This is a genomic window from uncultured Romboutsia sp., assembly GCF_958366745.1.
Taxonomy (GTDB): domain Bacteria; phylum Bacillota; class Clostridia; order Peptostreptococcales; family Peptostreptococcaceae; genus Romboutsia; species Romboutsia timonensis.
This window is the reverse complement of record NZ_CATXCO010000297.1, coordinates 1-2,522: the sequence shown is the minus strand read 5'-3', so window position 1 is coordinate 2,522 and position 2,522 is coordinate 1. Positions and strand designations below refer to the sequence as shown.

At 25.7% G+C, this 2,522-nt stretch carries 3 protein-coding genes; all 3 read left to right on the top strand.

Annotation, left to right across the window (positions count from 1 at the left end; genetic code table 11):
* Window positions 1–38: 38 nt before the first annotated feature.
* Window positions 39–896: a dTDP-4-dehydrorhamnose reductase gene (rfbD, locus tag Q5F54_RS12975; protein WP_281538517.1), complete on the top strand. Its 858-nt coding sequence runs from the start codon at window positions 39–41 to the stop codon at window positions 894–896.
* Window positions 893–1,849 carry a dTDP-glucose 4,6-dehydratase gene (gene rfbB / locus Q5F54_RS12970; RefSeq protein ID WP_281538516.1) on the top strand — a complete coding sequence of 319 codons (957 nt, stop codon included), beginning with the start codon at window positions 893–895 and terminating at the stop codon, window positions 1,847–1,849. Before rfbD ends, rfbB begins: the two co-directional genes overlap by 4 nt.
* Window positions 1,850–2,050: 201 nt before the next feature.
* Window positions 2,051–2,522, top strand: a 472-nt coding sequence (locus Q5F54_RS12965) for a G5 domain-containing protein (RefSeq protein WP_302334575.1), incomplete at its 3' end; no start/stop codon positions are given.

Genomic DNA, 2,522 nt, shown 5'->3' with positions numbered 1-2,522 from the left:
TTCAATAGTCCATTTAAATATAAAGGAGATTTATTATAATGAATAATATATTAGTTACAGGATCTACTGGTCAATTAGGAAGTGATGTTGTAAAAGAATTATTAAAAAGAGGTTATTCTACACTATCACCAAATCGCTCTGAATTGAATTTATGTAGTGAAGATAATATTAGAAATTATATATTAAATAGCAACTGTGAAGCTATAGTACATTGTGCTGCATACACACAAGTAGACAAAGCTGAAGATGAAAAAGATTTATGTATAAAAATAAATGCAACTGCAACGAAACATATAGCTAAATGCGCTAAAATATTGGATATTCCAATGATTTATATAAGTACAGATTATGTATTTGATGGAACAAAGGATGGTAAATATACAGAAAATGATGAAACAAACCCTATCAATATATATGGAGAAAGTAAGCTAGCTGGTGAAAAATATGTGCAGGAGATACTAGATAAATACTATATAGTTAGAACATCTTGGGTATTTAATATTAATGGAAAGAACTTTATAGAAACTATGTTACGCCTTTCTAAAGCCAATAATCAATTGAGTATAGTAAATGATCAAATAGGATCTCCAACATATACAAAAGATTTATCAAGGCTTCTAGTAGATATGCTTGAAACTAGTAAATATGGATTATATCATGCGACAAATGAAGGATATTGTAGTTGGTATGAGTTTGCAAATACTATATTTAAATTAGCTAATATAAATATTGATATAAAGGCAATAAACAGTAATGAATATGCATCTAGAGCTAAAAGACCAATGAATAGTAAATTAAGTAAAGATAAATTAATTGAGTATGGATTTAAACCTTTGCCTCATTGGGAAGATGCATTAAAAGACTATTTAATACGAAGAGGGGATTTATTAATATGAAAAAGATGTTGATAACTGGTGGAGCTGGTTTTATAGGTTCTAACTTCATACATTATATATTATCAAAGTACAATGATTATCAAGTTATCAATTTAGATAAGCTAACATATGCTGCTAATTTAGATAACTTAAAAGATATTGAAGATAATAAAAACTACAGATTCATACATGGAGATATAGCAGACCAAGAATTTATATTTAAATTATTTGAAAACGAAAAATTTGATATAGTAATAAATTTTGCAGCTGAATCTCATGTAGATAATTCAATATTAAACCCACAAATTTTTACTATAACCAATATATTGGGTACTCAAGTATTATTAGATGCTTGTAGAAAATACAATATAAAAAGATTTCATCAAGTATCTACAGATGAAGTTTATGGAGAATTACCACTAGATGATAATAGTATCCTATTTACTGAGAAGACACCACTAAATCCAAGTTCACCATATTCGGCTTCAAAAGCATCAGCTGATATGCTAGTAAAATCTTACTATAGAACATATAGCTTACCTATAACCATATCCAGATGCTCTAATAACTATGGACCTTACCAGCACTTAGAAAAGTTAATTCCATTAATGATATCTAAAGCTATAAATAATGATAATCTTCCTGTATATGGTAATGGACTCAATGTAAGGGATTGGTTACATGTATATGATCATTGTACGGCTATTGATTTAATAATACACGAAGGGAAAATAGGAGAAATATATAATATAGGTGGGAATAATGAAAAATCAAATATAGATGTTGTAAAAATAATTTTAAAGGAACTTGGAAAATCAGAAAAACTTATAAAATATGTGAATGATAGACCAGGTCATGATTTAAGATATGCTATAGATTCAACAAAAATAAAAACAACTCTTAATTGGAAGCCTGTATATAGTTTTGAAAAAGGGATACTAGATACTATAAAGTGGTATACTAAAATGTTATAAACTTAAATACATTCTTAGAAATGTAGTTATGACGAATATATTTTAAAAATAGTTTTAAAGAGAATAGGTAATTCTATTCTCTTTATTTTTTTATATGCGTTACAAATTTGTTACATATTTTTTAAATTTATTAATATATATTTAAAAACAAGCTATAGCACGGATAAATTTGAAAATAATATGAATTTTAAGGAGGAGAATATGAGGATTAAGGAGAAACATAAAATAGTTGTATTTTTATTTTCTGTTTTAATACTGATAATATCATTGTTTTCATATTGGACACTAAAAAAAGAACAAATCAAAATAATTGTAAATGATAAAGTTATAATCACATCATCATTTAAAAAAAATATAAAGGACTTATTAGATGAAAAAGGTATAAAATACGATAATAATGATAAGATAACACCTAATTTAAATGATGAGCTAAAAGACTATATGGAAATAAATATAGTAAATGTTGATATAAAAGAGAAAAAAGAGTATGAAAAAATACCGTTTGAAATAATTATAAATGAAGATGATAATTTATCAAAAGGAGAAACTAAAATAGATCAGGAAGGAAAAGATGGAGAAAAAGAAATGATATATGAACTAATTTATGAAGATGGTAAATTAGTTGATAAAAATCTAGTATCAGAAAAAGTAGTAAATAGTCCAACTAATAAAG